A 3,283-nucleotide genomic window follows, 5' to 3' on the forward strand; every position below is an offset into this window, starting at 1 on the left:
GATTGCATGTCAACAACTTTTTTCAATTGTTTTTTCTGATGCTCTCGCGGACAACTTCTATATACTATCACGGCTTCAAATGGGTGTCAACGAATATTTCTAATTTTTTTGGATTACTTAAAAAAAATATTTATAACGCCTAATTTTTTGCTTTTCAAAAACTAAAAGCCTTTGAGTTTACTATAATAACCGAAAAAACATGCATTGTGAAGCCTTTTTGATGATTTTTCACATTTTTTATTGATTCAACTTTTCATCAGTTGCACTGCGCTAAAAATAATTCCGGCAGGCTGAGATGACACTTATGCAAAATTTCAAGCTGAGGGCCTCAAAAAACGTCAAGGGAACGACCGAAGGTACAACGCTGCCCTCCTTCATTCCTTTGACGTTTTCGGCTCGATTTCTGCTGCCCCACTTGCAATTCCGTACCAAACTTACCTGATTTCTTTATTATGATAGGCTATCATTTCGTTTGGATTTGTGATTCCAAATCGTTATTGATGGTTTGCCTTAACATTGCAGATTCCTATCAGAAAATTCTTTATGATTGTCCTGCCTTGTTCCGTAAAAACCGATTCAGGATGAAACTGCACACCGTAAACAGCGTACTCCTTGTGCTTCATAGCCATGATGACGCCATCGTCCAAACTTCTGGCCGTTACCGTAAGCACTTCCGGTAAACTATGTTCCTCTACCACTAATGAATGGTAACGCATCACTTTAAGAGGGTTATCGGTTCCTTCAAAGAGTTTATCGTCCTGATGCTCGATCATCGATGTTTTCCCGTGTTTCACCGTCTCCGCCCGGATGACATTCCCGCCGTAGGCATAAGCGATGGCTTGGTGTCCAAGACAAATGCCCAGAATAGGTATCTTTCCGCCGAAGGTTCTGATTACGTCTACGCATATACCGGCATTCTCGGGTACACCCGGCCCAGGCGACAAGATGATACCTTCCAGTTCCATCTGTTTCAGCTCATCAACTGTAACAGCATCGTTCCTGATCACCTTTACGTCCTCATTGACTTCCCCGATGTATTGATACAGGTTATACGTAAAGGAATCATAGTTATCGATCAATAGAATCATTTAAATTACCTCCTTCATGGCCATAGCCTTATTCAATGTTTCGGTATATTCCGATTTAGGTACAGAGTCATGGACAATCCCAGCGCCAGCCTGCACATGTGCTTGGCCATCTTTCAAGACAATCGTCCGTATGGCAATGCAGGTATCCATGTTTCCGTTATAGGAAAAGTAACCTACCGCTCCGGCATAGATTCCCCGCTTCGTTTTCTCCAGTTCGTCGATGATTTCCATCGCCCTGATTTTAGGCGCCCCGGATACGGTCCCCACCGGCAAGCAAGCACTCAAGGCATCAAAACAGGTCAGACCTTTTTTTAATTCACCGGTAACTGTTGAGACGATATGCATAACATGGGAATAGGCTTCCACCTCCATGAATTTATCAATCTTCACTGTCCCGAATTCGCTTATTCTGCCGATATCATTTCTCCCCAAGTCAACCAACATCACATGTTCAGCTTTTTCTTTTTCGTCAGTCAACAACTCCTGTTTGAACTTGTTGTCCTCTTCATCATTTCTTCCTCTGGGCCTTGTCCCTGCTATGGGGTTGGTCATCACCGTGCGTCCTTGGACGGTTACTAGGCTTTCCGGCGAAGAACCGATGATCTGGAATCCGTCGAAGTCTATATAAAAAAGATAGGGTGATGGGTTCTTTGAACGCAGCCGCCGGTATATGTCGAATGGTTCCGATTGTGTCTGGGCCGTCAGCCGCTGAGATAAGACCACTTGGAAAATATCCCCAGCTTTGATGTATGCTTTGGCCTGCTCCACCAGCTTGCAGAATTCCTCTTCCGTGACATTTGATTTTACCTTTATATCCGGATCCGCTTCCTTGAAAGCTTGGACACCAGTGGTACGCGTCAGCATTTTTTCCATATCCTTTAGTCTTGAAACGACCGCTTCATAATTTTCCGCATCTTCGGGAAACACATTATGGACAATCGTCATTTTGTGTTGGAAATGATCGTAGCAGACGAATAACCGATAGAACATAAGATACGCCTCCGGAACATTCAGCTCATCGATATTTTCATGCGGCAATTTCTCATATTGACGGATGACGTCATAGCCTACATAACCAACTGCTCCACCAGCGAACGGCAAAGGAATGCCTTTGTCAGCATAAGGGACCGACACCTGCTTCTGGACATAATCCAATACTCTGCCGATATGATGTTCCGTTTTGCCGTCACCAGTTATTTCCACTTTCTCGCCAAAGCTTTTGATTGTTTTATAGGGGTCCGCGCCGACGAACGAATATCTGCCGATTTCCCTTTCGGAGTAGACACTTTCCAGTAAAAATTTATGTTTTCCCTGAAGGTTGTAATAGATTCCGATTGGCGTCTGTTGATCGGCATTCACCGTCAGTTGGACAGGGAAAACCTTCTTTTGTTGCTTTAATGTCAAAAATTCATTTTCTGATAGATTGATCATCACTTTCACCCCTAATTTATACTGTTTTTGTTCCGTTACCTGCGTCGCTCACCCTTTTTTGCACAAAAAAAGCCACTCCATCCCCATATAATGGGACGAAGTAGCCGCGGTGCCACCCATATTAGTCTCTACTTAAGGGATAGCAAAAACGATTTATCTTTGACGCGAATATCGGTTTCACCCGATAGTTGTTGCTGATTTGCAAGATCCACAACCGCCCCGGCCGGCAATCCTGCCGACCGAACCGATTCCCCTGCCAATAAGCACACGTTACGTCAAAAATAAAAACACTCCCTCCTTAAAAAAGGACGAAATGTCTCCATTCGTTATGCCACCTTAGTACAAAACTCTCTCTGCGGGTACGGATGTGACTCGATACCCTGTCTTTTTAACGGCAGACTCCCGGTTGCTGCTACTATTTATTCGCATCACGTCTCAGAGATCCATTCACCATCAGCTACAGGGTTTGGCTCTCACTGCCCCAAACTCGCTTTACCTAAATTCCGATGACTACTACTTCTCTTCACAGACTTTCATTAATGTAATTTTAACCTATTATAATCTTATTCTCATCTTTGTCAACAAAAATATCTTTGGCTGCGCCGAAAATCAGCAATGAAACAAAAAAAGCAAGATTCCCAAGATGATGACCATCAATGGAACCTTGCTTTTCATATGATACCGGCGGCCGGGGTCGAACCGGCACGCCCTCGCGGGCACTGGATTTTGAGTCCAGCGCGTCTGCCTATTCCGCCACACCGGCA

The 3,283-nt window shown here is 44.2% G+C and carries 2 protein-coding genes, 1 tRNA gene and 1 other annotated feature; all 3 genes read right to left on the reverse strand.

The genetic code is table 11. From position 1 onward, the window contains the following. Window positions 1–494: 494 nt before the first annotated feature. The 3 genes from BM101_RS13750 to BM101_RS13760 all read right to left on the reverse strand — a co-directional run bounded on the left by BM101_RS13750 (window position 495) and on the right by BM101_RS13760 (window position 3,282). Entirely contained in the window at window positions 495–1,088 is a 594-nt protein-coding gene (locus BM101_RS13750; RefSeq protein WP_087034295.1) for an anthranilate synthase component II, read from the reverse strand. Continuing rightward, on the reverse strand, window positions 1,089–2,519 hold the full coding sequence (trpE, locus tag BM101_RS13755; RefSeq protein WP_087034294.1) for an anthranilate synthase component I: 1,431 nt from the start codon (window positions 2,517–2,519) through the stop codon (window positions 1,089–1,091). Window positions 2,520–2,820: 301 nt separating this feature from the next. Beyond that, window positions 2,821–3,055 (reverse strand) — a binding site (T-box leader). A gap of 143 nt (window positions 3,056–3,198) precedes the next feature. After that, window positions 3,199–3,282: transfer RNA gene (locus BM101_RS13760), tRNA-Leu, on the reverse strand. Between the last annotated feature and the right edge of the window lies 1 nt (window position 3,283).

The sequence above is a fragment of the Trichococcus palustris genome (assembly GCF_900114465.1).
GTDB classification, from domain to species: Bacteria; Bacillota; Bacilli; order Lactobacillales; family Aerococcaceae; genus Trichococcus; species Trichococcus palustris.